The 24010-nt window shown below is 55.5% G+C and carries 19 protein-coding genes and 1 other RNA gene; 14 read left to right on the top strand and 6 right to left on the bottom strand.

Annotated elements, in window-relative coordinates; all coding sequences use genetic code 11:
• Positions 1 to 125 precede the first annotated feature (125 nt).
• From NJC40_RS10985 to NJC40_RS10975, 3 genes are all read left to right on the top strand, one after another.
• The gene (locus NJC40_RS10985; protein ID WP_045487655.1) at positions 126 to 410 is read left to right on the top strand and encodes a PA2433 domain-containing protein; all 285 of its coding nucleotides are present in this window, start codon (positions 126 to 128) and stop codon (positions 408 to 410) included.
• 83 nt (positions 411 to 493) lie between these two features.
• Positions 494 to 885: a transfer-messenger RNA gene (gene ssrA, locus NJC40_RS10980) on the top strand.
• Positions 886 to 1360: 475 nt separating this feature from the next.
• A complete protein-coding gene (locus NJC40_RS10975) occupies positions 1361 to 1624 on the top strand; it encodes a DUF6124 family protein (RefSeq protein ID WP_253139407.1) in 264 nt (87 codons plus the stop codon).
• A gap of 180 nt (positions 1625 to 1804) precedes the next feature.
• Here the strand turns inward: NJC40_RS10975 and NJC40_RS10970 are convergent, their stop codons facing one another.
• On the bottom strand, positions 1805 to 2275 hold the full coding sequence (locus NJC40_RS10970) for a GmrSD restriction endonuclease domain-containing protein (RefSeq protein WP_492180561.1): 471 nt from the start codon (positions 2273 to 2275) through the stop codon (positions 1805 to 1807).
• Between the two features lie 253 nt (positions 2276 to 2528).
• Positions 2529 to 3269, bottom strand: a complete 741-nt coding sequence (locus NJC40_RS10965) for a hypothetical protein (RefSeq protein WP_253139412.1) — start codon at positions 3267 to 3269, stop codon at positions 2529 to 2531.
• Positions 3270 to 3900: 631 nt separating this feature from the next.
• Here NJC40_RS10965 and NJC40_RS10960 point away from each other — a divergent pair.
• From NJC40_RS10960 to tnpB, 10 genes are all read left to right on the top strand, one after another.
• Entirely contained in the window at positions 3901 to 6210 is a 2310-nt protein-coding gene (locus tag NJC40_RS10960) for a dynamin family protein (protein WP_253139414.1), read from the top strand.
• A 10-nt stretch (positions 6211 to 6220) separates the two neighbouring features.
• Complete coding sequence (locus tag NJC40_RS10955; protein ID WP_253139417.1) at positions 6221 to 8443, top strand: dynamin family protein; 2223 nt, start codon at positions 6221 to 6223, stop codon at positions 8441 to 8443.
• A gap of 65 nt (positions 8444 to 8508) precedes the next feature.
• Complete coding sequence (locus NJC40_RS10950) at positions 8509 to 9015, top strand: hypothetical protein (RefSeq protein ID WP_253139419.1); 507 nt, start codon at positions 8509 to 8511, stop codon at positions 9013 to 9015.
• On the top strand, positions 9012 to 9584 hold the full coding sequence (locus NJC40_RS10945) for a hypothetical protein (RefSeq protein ID WP_253139422.1): 573 nt from the start codon (positions 9012 to 9014) through the stop codon (positions 9582 to 9584). Before NJC40_RS10950 ends, NJC40_RS10945 begins: the two co-directional genes overlap by 4 nt.
• 37 nt (positions 9585 to 9621) lie before the next feature.
• Complete coding sequence (locus NJC40_RS10940; protein WP_253139425.1) at positions 9622 to 12264, top strand: hypothetical protein; 2643 nt, start codon at positions 9622 to 9624, stop codon at positions 12262 to 12264.
• 8 nt (positions 12265 to 12272) lie between these two features.
• Positions 12273 to 12632 carry a hypothetical protein gene (locus tag NJC40_RS10935; protein WP_253139428.1) on the top strand — a complete coding sequence of 120 codons (360 nt, stop codon included), beginning with the start codon at positions 12273 to 12275 and terminating at the stop codon, positions 12630 to 12632.
• A gap of 56 nt (positions 12633 to 12688) precedes the next feature.
• Complete coding sequence (locus NJC40_RS10930) at positions 12689 to 13420, top strand: hypothetical protein (protein ID WP_253139431.1); 732 nt, start codon at positions 12689 to 12691, stop codon at positions 13418 to 13420.
• 92 nt (positions 13421 to 13512) lie between these two features.
• Positions 13513 to 14955 carry a dynamin family protein gene (locus NJC40_RS10925; protein WP_253139434.1) on the top strand — a complete coding sequence of 481 codons (1443 nt, stop codon included), beginning with the start codon at positions 13513 to 13515 and terminating at the stop codon, positions 14953 to 14955.
• A 149-nt stretch (positions 14956 to 15104) separates the two neighbouring features.
• Complete coding sequence (gene tnpA / locus NJC40_RS10920; RefSeq protein ID WP_253139436.1) at positions 15105 to 15428, top strand: IS66-like element accessory protein TnpA; 324 nt, start codon at positions 15105 to 15107, stop codon at positions 15426 to 15428.
• Positions 15425 to 15679 carry an IS66 family insertion sequence element accessory protein TnpB gene (tnpB, locus tag NJC40_RS10915; RefSeq protein ID WP_253139439.1) on the top strand — a complete coding sequence of 85 codons (255 nt, stop codon included), beginning with the start codon at positions 15425 to 15427 and terminating at the stop codon, positions 15677 to 15679. Before tnpA ends, tnpB begins: the two co-directional genes overlap by 4 nt.
• An 85-nt stretch (positions 15680 to 15764) precedes the next feature.
• Here tnpB and istB read toward each other — a convergent pair whose 3' ends face one another.
• Together istB and istA are read right to left on the bottom strand one after the other, a co-directional pair.
• Positions 15765 to 16544, bottom strand: coding sequence for an IS21-like element helper ATPase IstB (gene istB / locus NJC40_RS10910; RefSeq protein ID WP_253139442.1), 780 nt, complete (start codon positions 16542 to 16544; stop codon positions 15765 to 15767).
• Positions 16541 to 17563: an IS21 family transposase gene (gene istA, locus NJC40_RS10905; RefSeq protein WP_253139444.1), complete on the bottom strand. Its 1023-nt coding sequence runs from the start codon at positions 17561 to 17563 to the stop codon at positions 16541 to 16543. Before istA ends, istB begins: the two co-directional genes overlap by 4 nt.
• A gap of 116 nt (positions 17564 to 17679) precedes the next feature.
• Between istA and NJC40_RS10900 the strand changes: the two genes are divergently transcribed.
• The gene (locus tag NJC40_RS10900) at positions 17680 to 18348 is read left to right on the top strand and encodes a hypothetical protein (RefSeq protein ID WP_253139447.1); all 669 of its coding nucleotides are present in this window, start codon (positions 17680 to 17682) and stop codon (positions 18346 to 18348) included.
• A gap of 310 nt (positions 18349 to 18658) precedes the next feature.
• Here the strand turns inward: NJC40_RS10900 and NJC40_RS10895 are convergent, their stop codons facing one another.
• Both NJC40_RS10895 and NJC40_RS10890 read right to left on the bottom strand, forming a co-directional pair.
• A complete protein-coding gene (locus tag NJC40_RS10895; protein WP_253139451.1) occupies positions 18659 to 21718 on the bottom strand; it encodes a type III restriction-modification system endonuclease in 3060 nt (1019 codons plus the stop codon).
• Positions 21719 to 22014: 296 nt separating this feature from the next.
• The gene (locus NJC40_RS10890; protein WP_253139453.1) at positions 22015 to 23994 is read right to left on the bottom strand and encodes a site-specific DNA-methyltransferase; all 1980 of its coding nucleotides are present in this window, start codon (positions 23992 to 23994) and stop codon (positions 22015 to 22017) included.
• Positions 23995 to 24010: the final 16 nt, after the last annotated feature.

The raw sequence follows: 24010 nt of genomic DNA, 5'->3' as shown, positions 1-24010 counted from the left end.
AGAACCCCTGCAAAACCTCATAGTCAATCCTTTAAGCCCCCCTGCACGGGATGGCTTTTCGCAACCTCGGGCAGCGGCCCTCACGACCCCGGCCATACCGAGTCCACAGGCTAAAGGAGAGACACATGAAACGTACCGCATTTACAGGACTGTTCCTCAGCGCTGCACTGTTGGCTTCCCCAGTCTTCGCCGCCGAAAATCTCTGCGACGTGAACCTGCAAAGCATCAAGGATGCGCAGGTGTCTACCAACTCCAACCTGAGCCCGGAAGTCAAGGCATCGCTGGAGAAGACCGAAGCCGATGCTCGGGCCGCCAAGGCCGCGAACGATGAGAAAAAATGCATCGAACTGACTGACAAAGCGATGACCGACCTGAAAAAAATTGGCTCCGGCAGCGAGGGCGCCAAATAATTGCCAGGTAGCCCGCACAGCGGGTCGACGTGAAGCGCCATTAGGCGTACACTGCGCCCCACTGACTACCTGAACGTAGTCACGGGGCCGATTAGGATTCGACGCCGGTGATGAAACTTTAGGTGCATGCCGACTTGGTAACAGAAGTCGTAAATCCACTGTTGCAACTTTCTATAGTTGCCAATGACGAAAACTACGAGGGCTACGCTCTCGCTGCGTAAGCGGCGCGACTAGCTCTTCTGGTAGCTTCGGCTCCAGCAATCATCAGGGGATGCCTGTAAACCCGAAATGATTGTCATACAGAACAGGATCGCCGCCTAGTACGTTGTGGACGACGTGGCTAAAACTTACACAACTCGCCCAATGCACCCTGCCCGTCGGGTCGCTGAGGGTTAACTTAATAGACACGGCTAAGCATGTAGGACCGACAGCGGAGTACTGGCGGACGGGGGTTCAAATCCCCCCGGCTCCACCAAACAAGCGTTACAAATCAAGCACTTAGCGTTTTGCGCAAGTGCTTTTTTTGTGCCTTTTTGAGCGGTTTTCGGTGCAGATGCCTGCCCTGTGACCGCCCGGCGAGACAAGCGGTGTGCCGTACTGTTCAACCCCGCAATGGGCTTCTCCAGCGCCGCAATTGCAAGATGCCTCCCTTTCTATTGAAGGAAATTTCCGAGAAAATCCCGACCGCTTGTGCTTGAAGACTCCGGCTACTACCCTCTGGCCGTCGCTGTAAATCCAGCGATCAGGTTTGGTAGACCTGATGTTTACAGGCGCAAGGCGCCACCTTTTGCGAGGCGCTTTTTTTCGGCCTGCAGTTATGGCGGCCGTGCGCATGGCGTCTTCGGACGCGCCGGGTGCCTGTAGCCGGTTCTACCAACTTGTGCACGGTCGCCACCCGGCGTTTGGTAGCAATGGGTGACGACTCCATCAGTTCTACAGGAGTTGTAGCCATGAAAAAGATCGTCCCCGATCCACCCCCGCTCGAATCCACCCTCAACACACTTGAATGCCGCCTGGCCCATGCCGTGGAGCTGCTGCGCTGCGCCACCGCCACGGTCTACGAAAGCGCCGACGCCCTGCAAGGCCCGCCACGCCACCTGGCCATGGCCGGCATGCACCTGATCACCCAAGCACACCTGGTGCTCGACCAGATGCTCGATCAGTGGCCGGTGCTGCAGCAAGGCATCAAGGGTGAGGAAACACTGCCGGCCTGACAGATTCAGGCACATTCCTTGTGTTGTGTGGGCCCCGCTGCCGGTGGGTGGCGGGGTTTAGCTGCGTAAGCATACGCGCACCGGACGCCACCAATACGGCAGCAGCGCTGCAATCTCACTCGCCCGCTGCATAAATGCGTCGTAGAGTCGCGCGGCAAGACCTGAAGTTTTCAGCCCTTTTCAAACCGTCCGTGGAAATGGGGTAGAACCCCGCCAGAGAAAACGATTGAATAAGTTAGGAGCGAAGTCCTGACCTGGGCTTAGCACCGCTGGGTGGCGTTGCAAGCTCTCCCAACGCTCTGCACAGTGTCGCTGCAGTGCTGCCTTGAGATCAGTCTTACCTTGCGCGTAGTCGATCGCACGCAGGTGATAGGCCTTGAGCAGATCAGTGGCCTCCAAGCGCACCCCACGGTTGTTCTGGGTGTCGAAAAAGGTGAAAGCGAGATCGGTGCTGTCCACTTCGATCACTGTCAGCCGTAGCCTTTCGATGATCTGCGGCGCAATCGCCTCCATTTGCTTCAATGCCTGCAACCCTTCAGCAATATGTCGCGCGGATTGGCCCGAATAGCTGAGTGCCTGCCCCACTGGCAACTTGCCGGTAGAGCGGTGATACAGCAGCGACAGCGCGGTGATGCGCTGCTGACCATCGATGATGAACCGCTTCGACTGGCTTGCGTCGCGATGCAGTAATACCCCCCCATGTAATAAGGCAGGGAGGTATCCGCCTGTGCTGCATATGTTGCTAGGTCATTGACCAGTTGCGTCAGCTTGTCTGGCCCCCAGACGAAACCACGCTGATAGCTGTCCAATGCCAACGGCCAATCGCTTGCATTGAGTAATTCTGCAAAAGACAGAGTACTGACCCGTACAAGCGAACCCGGCTTGGCGGGTAGAATTTCCCGAATCAATTTTCGTCCCACCGTCTACGCAGCGTCCTTATCAGCGCGTTTCCTCGCAACGCGCGGCCGTCTGGCCCACAGAGTGCGACAGAGCCTTCCGGCAACCCGAAGACGTCTTCAATCCTTGCCCGGATGGTGCTCACTTTCGCATCCGAACGCGCGGCCCGATAGCGAGCCGCCTTCCGGTTTCCGACAACGATCGTCGAGTCTTCTTCCTGATCATCCGAAGCCTCACGGTCCTCGGCATCCCAGATCTCTTCCGCATCCTCCTCGATCAGCTCGCCATCGTCGTCGGCCTCTTCAGCCTCGTCAGCTTCAGCGGTCAGGTCAGCCAATGTCTGGGCATGGGAGTACCAAGTGCTGGAATCCTCTTGTTCCCACACCAAGCCATCCTGGACATGGAAAGTGCGTAGGGCCTCAGAAGACGAAACGTAATCACTGAATCGCGACTTCACAGCCGGCAAACGTTCAAAACCAGCCCCCAAGGCACGCAGCACTTTTTCTGGACCTGCAACCAGCAAAAACTCAGACCAGCACGGCTCGCGGAAATTGACGCTGACAGTACCGTATATATAGAGAGTCGCCCGCAGTGATGCTTCCTGCTCAGCCAATTGGGTGAGCACCTGCATCACCGTGCTATAGATGCTGAAACCTGCGTCCTCAATGGACTGCGAATCGACCTCGACTGTGGGTAAGGGCGATTTACTGTTGACGAATGCGAGCTCCGTCACCGATTTCTTGATCATTGCCTTCATTCCTTGAGCGGGACCTTGGGTGGGCGTCACGAGCTGATTTTCCGTGATTGCCAACGCTGGGATGAGCGTACAGAGCTGCAATAGCCATCCCGCGCTGAAGCCACACGCTTACGAAGCATAATGCCATCATCCAGTCATATGGCTCTACAATACCTTCGAGCTTGGCCTCAGGTTGCCCTAAGGAATTTGGCAAAGCTCCCGATAAAGCTTCAAAGAAATAAAGCTGCGCACCATAATTCATGGCCACATGACATCGTCTGCATTGCCATGAAAACTAGCAGCACAAAAATGCGCTGATTGGACAGGAAAGCGACAGGAGACGCAGGCTGATGGATCGATTACAGGCATCAAGGTACTGGAGGCGGAGTACCGACTTTTCGCCAACCAGTTGCCAGCCACCTCCTCTCTGTTCAACGAGAAGTATCATAGACAGGCATTGTCGAAGGCCACGAATTGACGGTTTGGATCAAAAATCGCCACTGAGAACTCGCTGCCATGTGTCGTCAAGGTGACTCGAACATCGGCATGTACCGACTCCCCGCAACAGTTCCAGCCCGCTGAATTCTCCTTTCAACGATCGGCACATGTTTCAAGCCCTCAGCCTTCAAGAGATGCCCAATCCATGACCAAAATACTGACTCAAGGCCTCGAACAACGTCAGCAAAAGATCAATGTTGCCAAGGATTTCCTCAGCCGCACCCAGAGCCTGTTCGATGAGTTTGGTAGCGCGAAACTGCGGACCTCGCATGCCCGTTTCGCCGAGCTGCTTGATGCGCTAAATGCCGATGCTATTCGCCTGGTCGTGCTCGGTGAGTTTTCACGTGGTAAGTCAAGCCTTGTGAACGCGCTACTGGGCATCGAACTGCTACCGACCGCTCTGCAAGCCACCACCGCCATCAACACCTTCATCCGCATGCTGCCTGCCGATCGCAGCGAGCGATTCATTCGTATCCACTTCCAGGATGGACGACCGGTGCAGGAGGTGCCTTGGAATGACGATCTGGCACTCGAACGCTGGGGCACAGAGCTGGATGAGAGCCACGCCGATGTTCGGCAAACACTTGACTACATCGAAGCATTTATGGACCACCCCTTGCTCGAAAAAGGCTTGGTATTGGTGGACACTCCCGGCTTGGAAACAGTGATCAAGCATCACGAGGCAATTACCCGTAAAGCGATTGCCGAAGCCCATATCGCTTTATGGGTGCAGAACACCACGCAGCTCGGTGGTGCCGCTACCGAGTGGGAGTTTCTGACAGATACCTTGCGCAACAACTTCCGCAAATTCGTCACGGTTATTGGCTGGTGGGACAAGGTGCTGGCACCTGATGATGCACGTGAGCGCCGCGTACCTGTAGACCAACGCATTCAAGAAAAACTCGACGTCGTGCGGCAAAACTTCCGCCGTCACCTAAAAGATGACGAAGAGTTCAAGCTTTTGACCGATCGCCATCATTTGATACCGGTCAGCGCGCATTGGGCCATGGATAGCGATCCGGACAAACGATCACAGTCGGGCATCGAAATGCTGTCGTTGCGTATCGCTGAAATGTTTTCCAGCGGTGAAGCGCTGGAACAGATCTACAGCAAGCCAATGCAACATATGACGCACATCCAGCAACAGCTGGCAGAGACACTGCAAGACGAGTTGCAACAGTTGGAGTCGGATAAGTCGCTTGAAGAGCGGGCCCGTGAACTGGCGCAGTTCGACTTGGAAACCCAGTTGTTGGAGCAAGAGGCTGATGCTGTAGCACGGGATTCACGAGAAGAGCATGAACGCGCGGCACGAGCCCTGGTGGAAAACATCCAGCGCGAGTTGATCAGTCCCTTGGCCGAGCTCAAAGCCGATATCGAGAATCAGGTAGATACCGCTTATGTAGAGCGGCAGATCAAGAAGCGGGTCAAGACCGTGACCCTGCCGGACGATCTGCATGAGCAGTTCCAAGCCATCTCCGTCCGGGTCGGTGATGCCTGGAACTGGCAAAAGCAAGAGCTGAGCAAAGTGCTTGACGGGCTGAGTGTCGATTACAGCAAGCAAATGGAAAAGCACGCGGGCCGGCTCCGGGGAGAGATGAGCAAGATGGATGTACAGATGCCATCGCTCGATACCCAGTTCACCCTTGACTTCAGTGCGATCGAACAACACCACCAGCAAGCCATGGCCCTGGAGCAACAAATTGTCGCCCGCCAGGAGCAGATAGAAAGCATCGAAAGCGACATGTCGAAATATACCGCCAACAGCGCCCAGTTGGAGCTAGCGCGCCAGGCCTTGTCTCGTGCCGAGCGCATGCACGACAACCTAGGCACGCAGCCAAGCCCGAAGATGTCTTCGCGCCGTGAAGTGGTAAAAAAAGGCGGCATGTACAGCGACGATACCTATGGTGATGTCCCTTACACCGACCACAGCAACGTGCAGGCCTGGAAGGATGAGCGGGACAAGCTGATGACGATGTTGGCGGACAAAGAGCAGCGCCTCGAACAGATCATCGCTGAGGAAGAGCGCAAGACGGGCCTGCGCATGACGCTGGAAAAGGCCCAGAAGAAATACGAGCGCGAAGTGGCCACGTTCGAGAAGAAGAAAGCGCAGTTCGAGCAACAGTCCGAAGCTGCTGAAGGCCAACTGATCAGAGACACCACTCAGCGCCTGATCAAAAACACCGCTGGCCAACTGGAGCAGCGCATTCGTCACTTGGAAAATCATGTAAAGGATGCTGTCCAGAAGGTCTTCGCCGATCAGTTGCAGGCCCTGCAGGACTGCGTGAAGGAGCAATACCTCGAACCGCTGAACGCCAAGCTGGAGAAACGCCGGGAAATCCATTCGCTGCTCGAACAGGGCAAACTGAATATCGCCCAGCGCCGGACACGCCTGGAGCAGGCCAGCAAAGAAGTCGACGACCTGATGACCCTCACCCAGAACGCGCTGAAAGCCTGAAGGAACGCCCATGTCTCAGCCCAATGCATTTTTGAGCGAACTACTGTCCAGCTTGCCAACCGACTGGCAAGCGCCGGTCGAAATCCTGGCCGCTGAAGTCCTGGAGTCTGAAACACCTCTACGCCTGGTGCTGCTGGGTGGTTTTTCGGTGGGCAAGAGCAGCTTGTTGAACATGTTGTTGCAAGCGCCACTGCTGCAAACCGCGCTCGAAGAGACCACCGCACTGCCTACTTTCATTGAATATGCCGCCGAGCGCAGCATGTCCTTGATTGGCCCGGATGGCAGCCAGTTGCCACTGGATGACGCACAATTTGCTCACGTCACGACTCATGCGCCCGAAGGCGCCGCCTGTGCTGTGCTAAATCTGCCTCAACCATGGCTCAAGGGGGTGTCCATCATCGACCTGCCCGGGTTGGGCACGACCTCTACTCACCACCGCGAGTACACTTTGTCCCAAGTCCGCCAGGCCGATGCGGTGCTGTACTTGCTAAGCCCACGCGGTCCTTCCGCCGCCGACATGGACACGCTGCAGCTCATCCAACAGGCAGGCAAGCGGGTGAAAGTGCTGGTCACCCACTGGGATGAAGTCGAGACGGCAATCGCCCGGGGCGAAAAAGCCCCATCACTCGAACAGTGGACTCAGCAGATCAAAAGTGCTGCCGGCCTGCAGGTGCGCTTGGCCACCAGCCACCGCGACGGCTTGGGACGCGAAGAAATCCTGGACTTCGTGGAGCGTGCCCGCGACGATCTGCAGAGCATTCGCCTGCGTCGTTTCCAGGCAGAGCTGCGCCCGGTCCTGGAGAACGCCTTGGGGCTCAACGCCGAACAGCAGCGCGCTTGTGAGGTCGATTCGGAGCAGCAGGCCCAAGCACTGCATCAGGCTCTGATCGAGCGAAAACAGCGCCTGGCCGACTTCAAATCAAGCCTCTATGGAGAACAGCAGGCTGATCGTGCCCGTCTCAGCCAGCAAGCCGGCATCAGCGTGCGCCAGCAACGTCAACAGCTTGTACAACAACTCGATGACCAAGGCGCGAACTTGGTTGACGAAGCCCAATGGACGCACTTCGGTCGGTTCGGCAGCCAACAACTGGATGCCGCCATCCGCAACATCGCCAAGCAGTTCTGCGAGCTGTCGCAGCATTACGGCACCCTTGAACTGCCAGCGGCAGATGTCGTGGAACTGAACCTGCGCCTGCCCGTCCCGGAGAAGGTATCTACCGAAGATTTCATCGATATCGGCCGCCTGACCCAGCTGCAACAGGCACTGACCGAGCAACAGGAAGCCCAGCAGGAAATGAGCCAGAAGCAGGTTTCATTACACGTCCAGGACATGGACGTGCATATGCAGAACCTGCAAGCACTGACCTGCCAACAGCAAGCCCTGGCCTCTCAACCTTTGCCGATGACCATGCAGCAGACTGGCAATACCAATGGCGCCTTCTTTGGCCGGCTGCTAGGCGAAGTGGCGGACATCGGTCTGATGTTCGTCAACCCTACAGTGGTGGGTGCCAAGGTTGCGGCGCTGGTCGGCAAGGGAGCCAAAGTCGCCAAGACCGTCAGCACCACGGTTAGGGTCGTCAAAGGCGTCCAGCAAGGTAAGACCTCGATCAAAGGCGTTCCGCAACCAATCATGGACAAGCTCGGCGGGCTGGAAATGCTGTCGCTGGGCTATTGGGGCGAACGCATGGGGCAGGCGCTGAGCGGTCCCACGGAAGTCCAGGTGGTGGATCAGCAGGCCATGGCCGAGCGGGAAGCGGCCATGGCCGAACTGGAAATTCAACGTCAGACGCTGCGCCGAGCCCTAGCGCGCAATGAAGACATCGCCAATGAGCGGCAAATGACTGGCTGGGCGTTGGAGCAGAGCCAGAAAGAGCAGAAACGCCTGCAGAACGAGCTGGAGCACCTCAAGCAGCAGGCCGAACAAGAGCATCGGCAAGCCCTGGAGCAACTTCAGCAAAATCGCCTGAACCAGTTGCAGCGCAGTGGCGAAAAAGCCCGGACGCAGTGGCTGCAAAGCTTCGACCGTCAGGCCTCGGCCATGGACGAGCTCTTGCACAACCGAGTCCGCAGCTACTGGGAAGACCGCGTCGAGGCGCTGCTCAACGAGCGCCTGCAGGACATTGACCTGCTTACCGAACAGTCCCAGGCCAGTGCCCAGGACAAGCAATCGACGCTAATTCGTCTACGCGACCAGGCGCAAGCCCTGCAGCGCACTCTGGAAACACTGCACTGATCGGGCTGCCCGCTTCCTTCGAGGGGAAGCGGGCACTTTGCGAAATCGACCGAGTAAAACTTTGCATGACTTGCGAAAATTCATCAGCCAAGCAGGCACCTGATCCCGCTTCTTCCGAGCAATTGGAGCAGTTTCTCGGATCATACACGCAGACAGCAGTTGTGTTCCGCTACCTCGATATGCTGGCCGAACGCACGCAGGCCCTTGAACAACGGATCGGGCTCAATGAGCTGAACCACTTGCGACGGGAGAACCAGCGTCTTCGTGAACAAGTGCAGCGAAGCACTACAGCAAGCATAGACTTGCTGACCCTGTACTTGCCCATCATCTATCACAACTTCTGGAACACGGTGCGCCCCAATGAGCTGGCCATGCTCGCTGGCAGCAGCCAGATTCCGGAAATTCCTTCACCGTACTATGAGCCAGACGGTTGGCTGGTGATGTCGATGAAGCAGCGCTTCCTGCAATTGTCCGATGAAGCCCGGAATAGCGTCATAGCGTTCTGTCACCGACTTCCCTATCCACTGACCGTGCGCCGGTCCATGCGCTCGCTGCTGGAGACGTCAGCATGACTGAGAAAAGGCTGCAGCCGCCTGCCCACACTGCGAGCGACACCTTTCGCGCGACCCTGCTGGCCTTATTAGCGAGCGATGAACAGGTGCGGCAGGCCATCAGCAACCTTTGCCGTCCGTCAGCCTCGGCGGCTCCTTTTATCACTGGGCAGCCAGGGTTCGACCCTGAACGTGAACTGCTTGACTGGATCACACAAGACCCTGCCCTCAAGCATGCTTGGTTCAGCACAGAAGAATCGGCGGAGCGCCAATTGGTGCGACTGATCGCCATTGCTTCGCAATGGGATCGACTCTTGCTGCTCTGGGATGACCTGGCCACACGCTGCAAGGATGAGCAGCGCACCGCTTCAACCACCGAGCAGAACATCCTGGCGCGCTGCCTGGAGTTGCACAATCTCATCTGGCAAGAGCGCCAAGCGAGCTTGTGCAGCGTACCTGCGGGCACGCCGCTCGACCCCCAGTGCCACCAGCGCGGAACGCTTCATGGCGACACCGTGAGCGCGCAATGGCTACCCGGCCTGCGAAACGCCGCCGGACAACTGCAACGTAAGCCACTGGTTCGTACCTAGCGGTTAACGTTGTTACGCAACTCAAGGACACTTGCGCATGGACACCTTGGAAAAGAGCATTCCCGATTTTCTATACAAGCGTTTCCTATCAACGCTTACCCAAATCACCGCTGAAACGTTGGACAAGCAGCTGTACTGGTGGGTAGAGGTCAACGGTTCCAGTAAGAAATCCATGATCTATGAAAGTCGCACCAGGCTGCTGTGGGATGCCAGCCCAGATACCGAAGCCGTATTTGACGTCGACGATGGGCAGATGCAGGCTGCTACTTCGAGGGTTGGTAAACTGTCGCACTGGCGTCTACCCACCAGGCCCGAACTCACCACCTTCACCAGAGCTGTCGCCAACCCCTTGCGCAAGGGGATCAAGAATCGTCTGCTAGAGAAGTGCGACTGGCTGTCTTCACAAGGCAATGTCGACCTCGATACGTCGGAGCTGGTCCTCTATCGCTCGGGTGCGTTGCTGGCCTGCAATGAGGCACTGGTAGCCAAGAACAGCGTCGAAATCGTAGCTGAGGCGTTACGACTTGGCTGGCAGATGCGCGAATGCACGCCTCAGGAGAAAGTTCTGGATCTGAACATGCTACAGGACGAGCCTGACCTACTGGCAGCGTATCTAGATGTCGATTACCTCTCCACCCGCTTGCCCAAGCTGGATACCCTGCAGTTTACTGATCCGAATAAAGGACTCTGGGAGTTCTGGGGCAAGGATGAATCGCTGCTGGCTAGGCAAGGTGTCCGTGCCCGCAACCCTGCATTGGATGTACGCGACAGCAACGTCGCCATCGACTTTGGCACCAACAGCACTGTGGTGGCCTACGATGACAACGATCAGCACAAGCTGTTGCGGGTCGGTCTGAGCAACTATTGGGAGCAGGAGCGCCCGGAGCACTACGAGAACCCCACGCTGTTGGAGTTCATCAACTTTCCCGAGTTGCTCGAGGCCTGGCAGAGCGAGACCTTCCGCCCCGGCGTCACATGGGACCAGGTCCGCTATTCCCATGCGGCACTGCAGTCGCTACGCGACAACGACAGCAACCCTCGGGTAGTCGCCAGCATCCTGACCAAGATAAAGCACTGGGCCTTGCGCGAGAGCACCTCGCCACGTGTTCGCCTGAGCGATCGGCAGGAGCCTGAGGGCGTGGAGCACGAGCTCGCCGCCCTGACCTTACGCAACCCGGTCCGCGGCCAGGCCATGCGTGTAAGCCCACAGGACCCGTTCGATCCGATCGAGCTGTACGCGTGGTTCCTGGGCCTGCACATCAACTGGCGCGGTCGCGGCCTGTTCCTGCGCTACTACATGACGTTCCCAGTCGGTTATCCACGCGAGGTCAAGGACAAGATCCTCGCCTCGTTCCGCCGTGGCCTGATGCGCAGCCTACCTTCGACGCTGGTCGGCGAACCGGTATTCGCCCAGTTCTGCGTTGAGGAGCGCGCGTCGGAGCCCGCCGCTTATGCCGCTGGCGTCATGCCATGCCTGGGTATCAAACCTGACATCGAGGGCTTTGCCTACGCTGTGTTCGACTTTGGCGGTGGTACCACCGATTTCGATTTTGGCTACTACCGCCTGCCCACCCTCGAGGAAGAAGACGAAGGCAAGGAAGAGGTGTTCGAGCATTTCGGTGCGGCCGGGGACAAGTTCCTCGGCGGTGAAAACTTGCTGGAGAACCTGGCGTATCGAGTGTTTCGTCACAACCTTGATGTTTGCCGCACGAAGCAGATTGCGTTCACCCGGCCATTGGATGCGGATGATTTCGCCGGCAGCGAGATGTTCCTGCAACAGACCCAAGCAGCGTCAACCAACACGGCAATGCTCATGGTACGGCTGCGGCCACTTTGGGAAAACGGGGCACTAGAGAGCGCCACGGGCATCGAGACCCTGGACCTGCTGGATCGCAGCGGCCAAAAAGTCTCCTGCCAACTGGCCATTCCGCTCGACGAGCTCAATGCCTACCTGGAACAGCGCGTCGAACAGGGCGTGTGCAATTTCCTGGCGGCACTGGAAAAAGCCTTCTCCAATTACAATCCCGATCAAATCCAGGTGCTGCTGGCCGGTAATGCGAGTCGATCCCATTGGGTCCTGGGACTTTTCAAAGCCCTTGAAAATCACCTACACGCCGAATCCTCTGGCAGTGAGTCGCAGGCGCGGGTCTGCCGCTACGCCGATCAGTTGTTCCACGAACAAGGCCTATCGCTGATCATCCATCAACCACTTTTCGCCTGTGATCAGAACCCGTTCACGCCCACCGCCAAAACGGGCGTTGCGTTAGGCTTATTGCGCCTGTGCCCAGGCAGCCCGGTCAAGGTGATCAATCGTACCCAGGACCAGTCCGGCAACGAAGCGCCCTTTGCCCATTATGTAGGGCGTGTCCGTCAGGGCAAGTTCCAGCCTATCGTTAGCCAGGGCAGTGACTATGAACAATGGCACGAACTTGGCGCACCGAGTGAGGGTGTGTTCAACCTCTATCACTCCCAATCACCACAAGCGCATACCGGTACGTTGAGACAGGGTGAACCCGGCTTGTTCAAGAGGCGTGTCAATCTGTTTGGCCATGCTCTTGGGCAGCGGGTATTTGCTCGCATCATCGGCCCCTCTGTGATCGAAATCTGTACAGCAGCATCACAAACGGCTGTCGAGCTTGGTGAGTTCGAAAACAACGCGTTGCTGGATCTGGATAAGTGAGCTCCCCAATGGCAAAACGCCAAAGCAAAACTAAAAAACAATCGAAGCAGGGAGAGGTGCAAAAAGAGCAATCGTCCGTGGCAGCAGCTGCCAAACTGCAGGCCCAGGCGGCACTGGAAGAGGCCCGGCACAAGCAACTTTGCCAGTTGCTTGAGCACACGTTACACCGCCATTGCGAAGATTACCTCCGGCAACTGGCGACAACAGCCGTGCAGGTAAAAACAGTTGCCGAGATCGCATCGATGCAAGCACAGCTCCTTCAACGCAAGAGCACACCGCCTAAAAACCATAAGGACAAGCAGTCAGCCTCAAGTACCATTCACAATGCAGTGATGCGTGCTCTTTCAACGTCCGACCACAGCATTTGAAGAACAGCCTCGGTCCTCTGGACTTGTCTGCTCAGGGCGAACACAAGAGAACGCACATGCAAAATATCGTCAACCGTCTTGAACAGCAGTTATCCGAAGACATCCGCCATATCCATCTGCCCGACAGCAACTCCGCTGCTCGCTATGCCGCGCAACGGTTAAAGGCCGTGGCCGAACATGCCCCAGTGTTTATCGCCATGTTGGCCGAGCCTTGGCTCAATTGCCCAGTGAGTGAGCGCACACGGCAATTGTTGCTCGACTGTGCACGCATTCATCTCTATGCACGCATTCTCGATGATGCGCTCGATGAAGGCCTGGCAGTGTGTCAACAGAACTTACTTAGGGCGCAGCCGATGTTCTGGCAAACAGTGCAACGCATTGGCGCGAGCATCCCCCCCACCGTTGCGGACGAAGCCGAACGGCTGATTCAACAGACCGTGTCTGCCGTGTTGAGCGATGACCTGCGTCGTGACCCGAAGTACTGGGGGGCCAAAAATCATCACCTGTTGCTGGTGCCATTGCTGCTCTCGGAAAACAGCGCAGCCTACCAAACCTGCCGTAGCGGGCTGTCGAACCTCATCGCCCTAGTGCAAGCCGGAGATGAGTGGAAGCAAGGTGTGCTGACTGGTGCGTTACTGCGCAACCAGGTACTCGATTTCATTACGCAGTGCTTGCACCCCGATCAGCTGGCCGACCTGAACCGCCTCGGCTGGCCTTGTGTGGCCGAGCGCATCGTCTGGAATGCCGATCAACTGATTAGCGTACTATCTGAACCCTCCTGCGAATGAATGTCATGACTCACAATACAGTACTTCGAAACATAAGCTTTAGCCGTTCACGAGCAGTACAGCAGCACTTGCTGTGCTTCAGCGAGCAGATGATGAGCACTAACGCTGTGCAGGACGGTGTACTGACCGCCAGATTCGTCGGTGAGTTTTCGGCGGGCAAGACGCGCTTGCTTCGCGAGCTGTTCGGCGAACAGATTCCACCGGCACTACTCCCGATCAGTTCGCTCGAGCGCCAAACCCGTCTGCCACTGGAAATCACCTACGGCGACATGCCAGCACTGACCCTGATCCAGCGCGTGCATGACTACTCGCCAGCAGATACGCTCGAAGCCTTGGCTCATTTTCCAACTCGCGACGAGCTTGGCCACTTGGACCCGAAGCGCCACCGCCTGCGCCTGACAGTCAAGGAACCCCAACTTATCCTGCCCGAAGGCGATCACTACACCGACGATAAAAGCCCCAAACGTCTATTCCTGATAGATACGCCAGGCTGGAATTCCGGCGATGACGAGATTGCGGAACAGCGTGCAGCGTCGCTGATAACCGGTCACCACAACCTCGCCGTGGTCTACGTGACCCAGGCTTCGCGACTGGACGGTGCGACTAATGCTGGTCACCTGAAGGATTTCTTATCGGCTCTAGCCGAAGCCGATGAAGACGCCAGATTCCTGGGCCAGGCCAAGTTGCTCATGGTCATTACCCACTGTCCGGAGAAGGACGCAAACCACCTCCAGGAACGCGCACGAGCTTTAGTCTGGCGGCTGTGGGAAGAGCTCGACCACGCAGCCGGCGATCTGGAACTCGACATTTTCTGTGTCGACTTCCAGGTCATGTCCAGCGGCGGGCTACAGCACTTTCGTGATCAATTCTGGCACCGGCTACTCGCCCCACTAGGGCGCTCTACCCCGTACATCGAAAGCTCCCCATGGGCAGCGGCGTTCAAGCGCTGGCCTGTCGAATGGGACATCAATCCGTGCCTTCTTGAATCCGCTCAACTGCTGGAGCGTGGCGAACAGCTGTTGAACAAGGCTCGTGTAGGTGAAGAGTTCGTGACAGGCATGAACATGTATCGTCTATTAGGCTTGAAGCCTGTCGAAATTCGCGAAAAAGTTCTCAAAACATGGCTCAAACAGCTGAGGACTGATACCGACTCACTGGCGCAGTGGAAAGTACCAGTCCTTGCACAAGGCCACCCATTGGCTCAATGGTGGCAGCAGTACTGGCAGGTAGAAATGGAGCACTTGATCAGTCCTGTAAGTAATTTCTTCGCAACAGCAATGCGTACGATCAACCGGCTGAAGCACGATACCGATGATTTGCAGGACCACCTCGACCAACAGCTGACCGCCCCCTATGAGGTGGCCCAGGCTGCGCTCAAAAGTAGTTTCGCCTGCTTAGTGCGGGGTTTACCTGCGCTGTGTGTCGAGCATGACATCGAACAGCGCATCGCAACAATATTGTCGCTGTCTTTGCTGCAGAGCCGCTACGAAGACTACTACCTCCATCATGGAATTGAGCTCGCGGCCTTGGACTAAGCCACCACGAGCAAGACATACAGAGCAAATAGCTGATTGATGCCAAGAGGTAAGCGGCCAGCGAACACACCTTCAGAATCCCAGCATTAAGGGCGATGGTGTCCACCTAAAAATACGTGGACACCATCGCCCTTATCGCAAGGATCACCATGCGCCAGCGCACCTCTTATCCGAAGCCGTTCAAAGTACAAGTGGTTCAGGAATGCCTGCAACCTGACGTATCTATAGCCAGCATTGCACTGCGCCATGGCATCAATGCCAACCTGGTGCGCAAATGGATACCGCGCTATCGCGACCGTCAACCTGACGCGCTACCGGCATTCTTGCCACTGACGATGAAGCCTGAATCTGAGCCCTTGGAAGCAGCGTTGGCGCGTATTGAAATTCCTTTCAAACAGCAAACACTCACTGTGACCTGGCCCACTGTCGACCCCGACGGCTGCGCGCGCTTCATTCGCGGCCTCGTCACATGATCCGCATCGATATGATCTGGCTCGCCACCGAGCCCATGGACATGCGCGCCGGCACCGAAACGGCGTTGGCGCGTGTCATCGCCGTCTTTGGCGTGTGGCTCGCGGCACGTCGACTCAACCAAGGTAAATTCAATTGGCCAGGCATTCGTCACGGCGCTCAAGTGGAACTGGACAGCGAGCAAGTTCAGGCGCGCATCGTAGGGTTACCTTGGCAACGCATGGGTGCCAACAGCACCATCACACGGCTTTAGTACTGACTATTGGCCTATGTCAACGCCGACTTAAAACTGCCCCACTTAACCCCTCATTTGCCGAAGTAAAATTGACCCACCCGGATCACTCGGGTTTACGGTTCTGGCGGATCACGCCCGCTTTGCGTTTGTCTTTGAGTCGGTAGCTCTCACCTGTCAGGGTCAGGATATGAGCATGGTGCAGTAGCCTGTCCAACATGGCTGCGGTCAGTGTCGCGTCGTCGCTGAAGGCATTGGCCCACTGGGTAAACGGCAGGTTTGACATCAGGATCATTGAGCCTTTTTCGTAGCGCTGGGCTACCACCTGAAAAAATAGATTGGCTTCTTCACGGCCAAAAGGCAGATAACCGATTTCATCGATCACCAGCAGCTTCGGGGCCAGGATGGCGCGGTTCAAATAGGCTTTGAGCCGTCCTTGTCGCTGTGCAGCGCCCAGTTGCAGCATCAGATCGGCTGCGGTGATGAAGCGCGTCTTGATCCCGCTCTGTGCTGCTCGATATCCCAAGGCAGTCGCCAGATGAGTCTTGCCGACACCAGACGGGCCGATCAGCACCACGTTCTCCGTGCGAGCGACAAACGCCAACGCGGCCAGCTCTTGCAGCAGCACCTTGGGCACGCCCGGGCTGAAGCTGAAGTCGTATTCCTCCAGGGTCTTGATCGCGGGAAAACAGGCCATGCGCGTCAGCAACTCGCGACTACGTTGTTGGCGAAAACCGTGTTCATGACGCAGCAAGTGCTCCAGGAAGTCGCTGAAGCTCAGATCTTCCTGGACTGCTTGTTGGGCCAGCATGGAATAGTGATCGGCGGTGCATTCGAGCTTGAGCGCCTGACACAGCTCGACGATGGTCTGATGTTGCAGGTTCATGCGCAGGCCTCCCGGATCGCCTCATAAATGGAGAGCGGATGCTGAAGAGACTCATGCGGAATGGGTCGATGCGCATCGCCCAGCAGTGCTCTCCAGGTTTGGCGCACGGCGTGAGGCAAAGGTGTCAGCAGCCCTTGCTCCTGACGCCACCGGTCGATTGGACGCTCCTTGAGCGTGGCATGGGTGCGCACATTGGCCACCTCGGCCAGCCATTCCCCTACCAGGCGGTTGGCGGTGCCGCAATCCACCAGCAAGCCCGCAGAACTGACCCGGCTGTTCAACGGGTTATAGAAACTCTCTCGCAAGTAGCGGTTGAAACGCTCGACTTTACCTTTGGTGCGGGCCCGGTAAGGACGGCAAAGGCGTATGCGAAAGCCCAGGTCGTCGGCCATCTGCAACAGCCCGGCATGAAAACGATGCTGACCATCACCGTAGGCATCACGCTCGATGACGGCGGTCTTCATGTTGTCGAACAGGATTTCGTCAGGCACGCCGTCGAAGTAATCGAAGGCCAGCAGCAATGAGTCGTGCACCGAATGGAAGGACTCATCAGGGACAAAATGGACGTAAGTCATCCGGCTGTAGCCCAGCGTGGCCACGAAGGCTGACATGGGGGACTTGGCCCGACGAAACACGATGAAATCGGCCTGCATCTGTTTGCCCGGCTCGGTCTCAAAGCGCACGACCGGGCCGTCATCGCGCTTGGCTGGCTTGATCTTCGCCAGCCAGGCACGTAGTTGGGAAGCGCCCCCTTCATAGCCACGCTCGCGAATCTCACGCAACAGCACGGTAGAGGGCAGCCAAAGCGGGTGAGCCTGCCTGACTCGCTCGTGCAGATAAGCATGAAAGGCGTCGGGCTTGGTGGGTCTGGGTTCGCGCGAGTAACGCGGGACGGAAGGTTCTTTGAGGTAGCGCCGGACAGTGTTGCGGGACACGCCCAATGTCTTGGCGATCTGCCGAATGCTGTGCCCTTGGCGGGCCAATACTCTGATCTCCACTGCTTGCTCCTGGATCAACATGGGCAGCCTCAAATGGCTGCGACGTTAGCCCAGGTGGGTCAGTTTTACTTCGCTGGGGTGGGTCAGTTTTGCATCGGCACTAACAGCTCACCACTGCAGTGCACGCTGAAGAACTTATGTACTACGAACGACCAGCCTTCATGGCGGAAACCATGCCGCTGAAAATCGAATGCAAATTCGCTCGTGCGTACACCTTCACCTGCTTCGAAAAGTATGAACTGCCAGGCATGGTAAATGCGAAGATAGTCAATACTTCTGGCGGTAATCTACGGGTAAAGCAAGTGCCCACTACCTATGTCGCTACCTGCGCGCAAGGCATGTGCGCTAGTCAGCGCGACCAGTCACCAGTAGGGGATGTCGATTTCGCTGTACTTAAAGGACATAGCTTCATTGCTCAGACCTTTGACGGGTACTACCTCGATAAAGACGACAAAGAGCACCTTGTCGCCTACAAACGAGGTTCTGGTCCAAAAGCTGATAAGTATCCGCCGTATGCGATTTACACCGAAGCTAGCTCGACGAATATCAACGCTAAAACCGTGGCGACGCCTCAAATCGTCAAACTCAACCATCCGGAAAATCAAACGTATAGCACTGCCGAAGTGTGGTCCGTTTGGTGTGAAGCAGGAAAAGTCACATGTGACGTCGCCGGCAAGGCAAAGGACAAAGCAAAACTATTTAAGGAAATGCCGATTGCCTCTTGGGGCTATTGCCAAGGGGATTTTTGCTACGGCGATGAATCCCTCACCGAGGTCATTGGTTTAAATCCAGCGCGCCAAAACTAATCGCTTATGTCTGGCTCATCCCACTGCCCAACCAACGGGCGCTGCGCAAGGTGCAGGCGCTACGCAGGCCAAGGCAGAGGGTCGACTCGGGAGTCCACCAAGGAACTGTCTTGGCCAAGGTGCCATGATTAAACTACGGGCTATCAAGGCAGCGTTAACGCTTGCAGCATAAAACCGACAGTGCCCTCTAGCCGGCTTTACACTGGCTAGAGGGCGTCGTTAGTCTCAAGGTGCAGTCTAGGTTCTGCTTGTCCGGCTGATCCTTCATATCAAATACGACTCGAAAAATTGATCGTGATGTAGGAATTGGCTACTTAACCAGCTCCATTAATTTCCCATACCCATCTACCACCTGGTACTTCACCTGCTCTGATGTAATTTTGGCGAAGAATTTTCGGGCGCAGGCAATTTTGGATTTTTCGATATCGCGCAGCTCCAGCGAAGACATTGAGCCTTTGGTTTCGGCGACGAAGTAAACGTGCTTCACCTTGCCCTCCTGAAAGGCGATTGCCCAGTCGGGGTTGTAGTTGCCAACAGGGGTCGGGATAAAGAAGCTCTTCGGCAGCTTGGCGTACACCGCCACCTCGGTACTAGCATCCAATTCCTGAACGAATTTCCGCTCGATGTTGGAGTCGGTGAACACGTAATCGTAAACGTGGTGCTTGGCTTCAAACGCCTTGCTGAAATCGTCACGCGGCTTCTCGGCGGTGAAGATGTCGGAGCTGTGGATTTCATCCACAGGATCGTAAGCGATGTGCTCAACGATAGCCGTGGCCTTCTGCTCGTTGATCAAAGTACCGGCCCTGGCGATGAAGTCTTCCGGGTTGGTCTTGAACTGACTGAACACGGCAACATTCAGGCGCGTGAGAATGCTGGCAATGGTGCCGCGCGTAAGCTGAGTGGCTTCCGCCAGGTTGCCGATCAGGTCGTATTTCACTGCCGAATGAACCGAGTGGGTGTAGTTCTCGGTTGAGCTGTTCGCAACCTTGAAGGCAGTGCCGCTCTTCATATCGTCGAAGCTAGCATTCTCCAGCTGGGTACCACGCTCGATGATGTACTGCATCGGCTTGACCCGTAGCTCCGCATCCAACGCCCCCACGCATTTGCCCACCAGTTCATCGGTTTCAAAGTGAACGGTGTAGGCTGCTTTGCGGTTGATCTTGTTCCACAGCGCCTGGAACTCTTTCTTCTCGAAATTCGAGTTCAGCGGATTGAGCTTGGCTTTGCGGTCGTTGCCGATATCAGGCATTTGCGCGGAGCTGAACACGCTATCGATAAGCTTGAACACCTGCTCGGCATAAGGCTGCAGCTCGGCTGGCAGCTCGGCCAATTGCTCTTCACGCTTGGCCTCATGATAGGCCTGGGTGATGTGATCATTATCGTCGGTGTAGTCATTCTTCAGCAGGTATTTGTAGATCTGCTTAGCCAGCTGCGGCGTGACCTCTACGTCGCCACCAGACGTCTGCAGAACCTTACCGGTGAAGTACTTCTCATCGGCGACTCGCGGCCGTGCCGACAGCGACTCACTGATGTCTTTCTGCAGCGCACTGACGAAATCCTTGTAGCTTTCGCTGGCTACTACGGTCAGCTCGTTGATCTCATGTACCGTGGAGAGGTTATCCATACGCTCGCCGAGCTGATTCACGGACAAGCGCATGCCGCGCCCTACTTCCTGGCGGCGAGAGACAGTGTTGTCGCTGTGTTTCAGCGCACAGATGACGAAGACGTTGGGGTTGTCCCAGCCTTCGCGTAATGCTGAGTGGGAGAAGACAAAGCGCACCGGCTCATCGAAGGACAGGAGGCGCTCCTTATCCTTGAGGATCAGATCGTAGGCATCGACGTCATCGGTCTCGGTTGCTTTTTTGCCCACAGAGGGATCGACCAGGCGCTTGCTCTTCTTATCGATAGAGAAATAGCCATTGTGCGTCTGGCGGGCCTGAATTCCTTTGAGGTAACGGTTATAGGGGGTGTCTTCCAGCGTCATCACCTCGGTGAGGTAGGCGTTGTATTCCTCTTCAAAGATCTGAGCGTACTCTCCCGCCACCTCGCCGGTTTCGTCGTACTGACGGTACTTGGCCACCTCGTCGATAAAGAACAGCGAGAGCACCTTGATACCACGACTGAACAGCATCATCTCCTTCTGGAAGTGCGCCTTGACTGCCTCGCGTATCTGGATGCGCCGCATCGCGGCCTCATCCACGTTACCCACGGCATCGCCAGCGACCAGCTCAACACCATTGGTAAAGCTCAAGGTATCGATGCGCGCATCGATGTCGGCAACTACATAGCCCTTGTACTGATCCAGCCCACCCGAAAGGTCGTACAGGTTGTCGTTGCGACCGAGCTTGCGCATGACCCGCTTGATACCGCTGTTCTGCTTAACCTCAAACTCAACCCGCGCCATCGGCGGCTTGTTGCTGGAGACCTCGATGTCCTGCAGAAACAGATAGGCATTGGTGCCTGTCAGATTTCTGATCGTTATGCCGCGCACATTGATCTTCTTAACCAGCTTCTGGTTGTAGGCGTCCAGAGCATCAAGGCGGTGGATTTTGTTGTACTCGGTTTTGTGAGTGGCCGAGTAGCGCACGATCAGCAGCGGGTTGAATTCGCTGAAGGAAGCTAGCGTCTTGGCCCCTTCCATCTTCTGCGGCTCATCGAGAAACAGGATCGGACGGTTAGCCTTGATTACGTCGATGGGGCGGCGTGACTGGAAGTCATCAAGCTCGTCATAGATTCGACGGTTGTCCTTTCCCGTTGCGTTAAACGCCTGGGTATTGATCACCATCACGTTGATGCCGGCATCCGAGGAAAAACTCTCCAGGTTGTGCAGCTGCTTGGAGTTGTAGATGAAGAAGCGCGCCTTCTTACCGTAGCTCTCCAGGAAGTGCTCAGCGGTAACCTGCAGCGACTTGTACACACCCTCACGGATGGCAATGCTCGGCACCACGACGATGAATTTGCTCCAGCCGTAGCGCTTGTTCAGCTCGAACATGCTCTTGATGTAGCAGTAGGTCTTACCAGTACCGGTTTCCATCTCGATATCGAGGTTGATCGGGCAACCGGTTTTATTGTCTCGTGCCAATACAGGGGACAGCGGCAGATTCTGCCGACGCTGCACGGCCTGAACATTCTCAAGCAGCTGAGCTGGGCTAAGTGCCAGCTCGGCATTCTTGAAACCGGCCTCGGTCGGCTCAGCAGAGCTCTGCACACCATCGAGTTCAATTTGCTGCGGCGTGACGGATTTTACAGGGCTTGCGCCGGGGTCGATGCGATAGGTCACGCCCGAGGATTTTGGCTGACCAGCAAAACAATCGGCAAAGGCATCGACTGCATGGGTTTGGTACGACTGCTGTTTAAATTTCAGTTTCATGCACAATTCCTGACTGACCCAATGGCTCAAAAGCGACAAACAAGGCTAAAGCCCCTTTGAATCAGCTACTTACCGTAAATTTACTTGCAAAGCAGCACGATTTATTCTGCATTTATTCCGCAAGCCCCCAGAGCGGTGCCATGCGTGGGCCACTGTTCTTGATACGCCCCGCTCGCCGTACGCTGGTTAACAGGTTGCCCACCTTATTCAGCTTCTGCCGCTCATCCAGCGCATCGCTCAGCTTGCTCAACAGTAGGCGATCAATGTCCTGACGGCTGGGCGTCCATATCGTCCCCTTAAAGCGTCTTGATTTCGGTAGCTGGCGACAGTAACTTGAACACCTGCTCAATGTTGATCTTTACACTGTCGCTGACAAAGCCGGCGTCACGGAATACCACGCGTAGGGGTTTATGTCCGGCGAGCTGCTTGACGAAATCCTCATCAATGCCGGTGTCGAAGCAGGCGGCTAGGGCGTTGCCGTCAACAAAGAAAACGGTCTTGCCGGCGATGCTTTGCTGGCTGATCGGCAGGGCTAGATCCACGCCCCAGTCCAGCAGTACCTGGAACAGCAGATCCTCCGATGTACGATCTTCCCTAATATTGTCGACTTGACCGGAGAGAAGATCCTGATTGACGGCATCAGGGGTGTAGTATACCTCTTTCATATTGGAGGAATCGATTCTCAGCACACGAAAACCTATGTCAACCTTATCCTTTGATCCATTATTAATCTTCTCCCCTGCGCGTCGAATCCTTTCTTTTGAAATTTCAGCTATAGAATTTTTTAAATTATTCCTCTTACAAAAAGCCAGCCCTGCTTTATGATTCTTGTCATCCTCGGTTAACTCCTCTGGCAATTGAACCAAGATAAAACTAGCATTGAGACCAAGAGAGCTATTTAAATCAAAAACTGATTGAGCGGTAGTTCCGGAACCTGCAAAGAAATCAACTACAATATCATCTTTACCGACTTTCGATATTTCGCACAAGTACTTAATCAAAGACGAAGGCTTCGCAAAGCTAAAAGGAATACCGAGTTCACCCAGTTCATGAGAGCTATTTTGGTTTATATGATCTTCAATTAAGCTATTTGGCTTTGCTGTAGAGTTTCCAATCACGTCATTTAGATATGTTTTAGTAAAAACATTCCACTTAACCTCGGCACCGCTATCATCAACAAGGTTTGACGATCTGACACGCTTCACGACAATTCTATCTTTATCAGCCAAGTATCTATCTTTACCCCAGCGCCACACCTTATCCTCCCCAGTAGAAGGAGGTATGGAGGCTGCGTCCCGCAACTCGCTAGGAAACACATTGCCTGGAGGAATCAACAAAGTACCATCGGGAGCTTCAATATAGTAACGCTGATTAACGCAGCCCCTCATAGGGTCAAGACTAGTCATATACAAGCGAACTAGTTGATACTTTTCTCCAGCTCTAGGCCCATCCGAGTCAACCTGATCATAAGCATCATAATTAACACCCCCAAAAAAGACAGGGCACCGCTCTATATTTCTTGCGTAAGTAAGCACGTAATCAAAGTTAGGCGACCAGTAATCACCCTGGTTATTTGCTTTCTTGGAAACCCTACAGGCACACCCTAGGAAATTTTCATCACCGAAAATCTCGTCGCAGAGACGCTTCAAATTTGCCTGCTCATCGTCACCGATGGAAATAAATATAACTCCATCATCCCGCAACAAATTTCGCGCCAATTTGACCCTCGAGTAAATCATACTCATCCAGTCAGAATGGAACCGGCCATTTGACTCACCATTTGCAACGAGCCTGCCCCCAGCCTCATTCGTCTGATTTGATCTTTCAAAGTACGCCTCTGTATCCTCTACAAAATCGTCATCATAGATAAAATCATTACCTGTATTATACGGCGGATCAATGTAGATCATCTTTACCTTGCCCAGATATGTTTCCTGAAGCAACTTAAGTGCATCTAAATTATCACCCTCAATGAATAGATTTTTCGTAGCATCAAAATTGACACTTTCCTGCCGCAGAGGACGCAATGTCTTCGCAATCGGCGCATTGGCAGCCAGCAACGCTTCACGCTTCCCCGGCCAATTAAGCTGGTAACGCTCCTGCGGCCCTTCTACCACAGAGGTAGAGAGCTCCTGGCGCAGCAGATCGAAGTCGACAACTTTTTTTAGCTCGCCCTTGGCATCCCGTGCTTCGGTGATGCAACTGGGGAACAGTTCGGACAGCTTGGCGATATTGGCTTCGGTCAGGTTGGGGGAGTGCATTTTCAGCTTGTCCATGGGACTTCCTGTATCT

It is taken from the genome of Pseudomonas sp. 21LCFQ02, assembly GCF_024129895.2.
In the GTDB taxonomy this organism is placed as follows: domain Bacteria; phylum Pseudomonadota; class Gammaproteobacteria; order Pseudomonadales; family Pseudomonadaceae; genus Aquipseudomonas.
This window is presented reverse-complemented; position numbering and strand designations above follow the sequence as displayed.

Excerpts from the sequence above, each read along its gene's own strand:
- NJC40_RS10985 (WP_045487655.1), top strand. The coding sequence starts at position 126 with ATGAAACGTACCGCATTTACAGGACTGTTCCTCAGCGCTGCACTGTTG.
- NJC40_RS10975 (WP_253139407.1), top strand. The coding sequence starts at position 1,361 with ATGAAAAAGATCGTCCCCGATCCACCCCCGCTCGAATCCACCCTCAAC.
- NJC40_RS10965 (WP_253139412.1), bottom strand. The coding sequence starts at position 3,269 with ATGATCAAGAAATCGGTGACGGAGCTCGCATTCGTCAACAGTAAATCG.
- NJC40_RS10960 (WP_253139414.1), top strand. The coding sequence starts at position 3,901 with ATGACCAAAATACTGACTCAAGGCCTCGAACAACGTCAGCAAAAGATC.
- NJC40_RS10955 (WP_253139417.1), top strand. The coding sequence starts at position 6,221 with ATGTCTCAGCCCAATGCATTTTTGAGCGAACTACTGTCCAGCTTGCCA.
- NJC40_RS10950 (WP_253139419.1), top strand. The coding sequence starts at position 8,509 with ATGACTTGCGAAAATTCATCAGCCAAGCAGGCACCTGATCCCGCTTCT.
- NJC40_RS10945 (WP_253139422.1), top strand. The coding sequence starts at position 9,012 with ATGACTGAGAAAAGGCTGCAGCCGCCTGCCCACACTGCGAGCGACACC.
- NJC40_RS10940 (WP_253139425.1), top strand. The coding sequence starts at position 9,622 with ATGGACACCTTGGAAAAGAGCATTCCCGATTTTCTATACAAGCGTTTC.
- NJC40_RS10935 (WP_253139428.1), top strand. The coding sequence starts at position 12,273 with ATGGCAAAACGCCAAAGCAAAACTAAAAAACAATCGAAGCAGGGAGAG.
- NJC40_RS10930 (WP_253139431.1), top strand. The coding sequence starts at position 12,689 with ATGCAAAATATCGTCAACCGTCTTGAACAGCAGTTATCCGAAGACATC.
- NJC40_RS10925 (WP_253139434.1), top strand. The coding sequence starts at position 13,513 with ATGAGCACTAACGCTGTGCAGGACGGTGTACTGACCGCCAGATTCGTC.
- tnpA (WP_253139436.1), top strand. The coding sequence starts at position 15,105 with ATGCGCCAGCGCACCTCTTATCCGAAGCCGTTCAAAGTACAAGTGGTT.
- tnpB (WP_253139439.1), top strand. The coding sequence starts at position 15,425 with ATGATCCGCATCGATATGATCTGGCTCGCCACCGAGCCCATGGACATG.
- istB (WP_253139442.1), bottom strand. The coding sequence starts at position 16,544 with ATGAACCTGCAACATCAGACCATCGTCGAGCTGTGTCAGGCGCTCAAG.
- istA (WP_253139444.1), bottom strand. The coding sequence starts at position 17,563 with ATGTTGATCCAGGAGCAAGCAGTGGAGATCAGAGTATTGGCCCGCCAA.
- NJC40_RS10900 (WP_253139447.1), top strand. The coding sequence starts at position 17,680 with ATGTACTACGAACGACCAGCCTTCATGGCGGAAACCATGCCGCTGAAA.
- NJC40_RS10895 (WP_253139451.1), bottom strand. The coding sequence starts at position 21,718 with ATGAAACTGAAATTTAAACAGCAGTCGTACCAAACCCATGCAGTCGAT.
- NJC40_RS10890 (WP_253139453.1), bottom strand. The coding sequence starts at position 23,994 with ATGGACAAGCTGAAAATGCACTCCCCCAACCTGACCGAAGCCAATATC.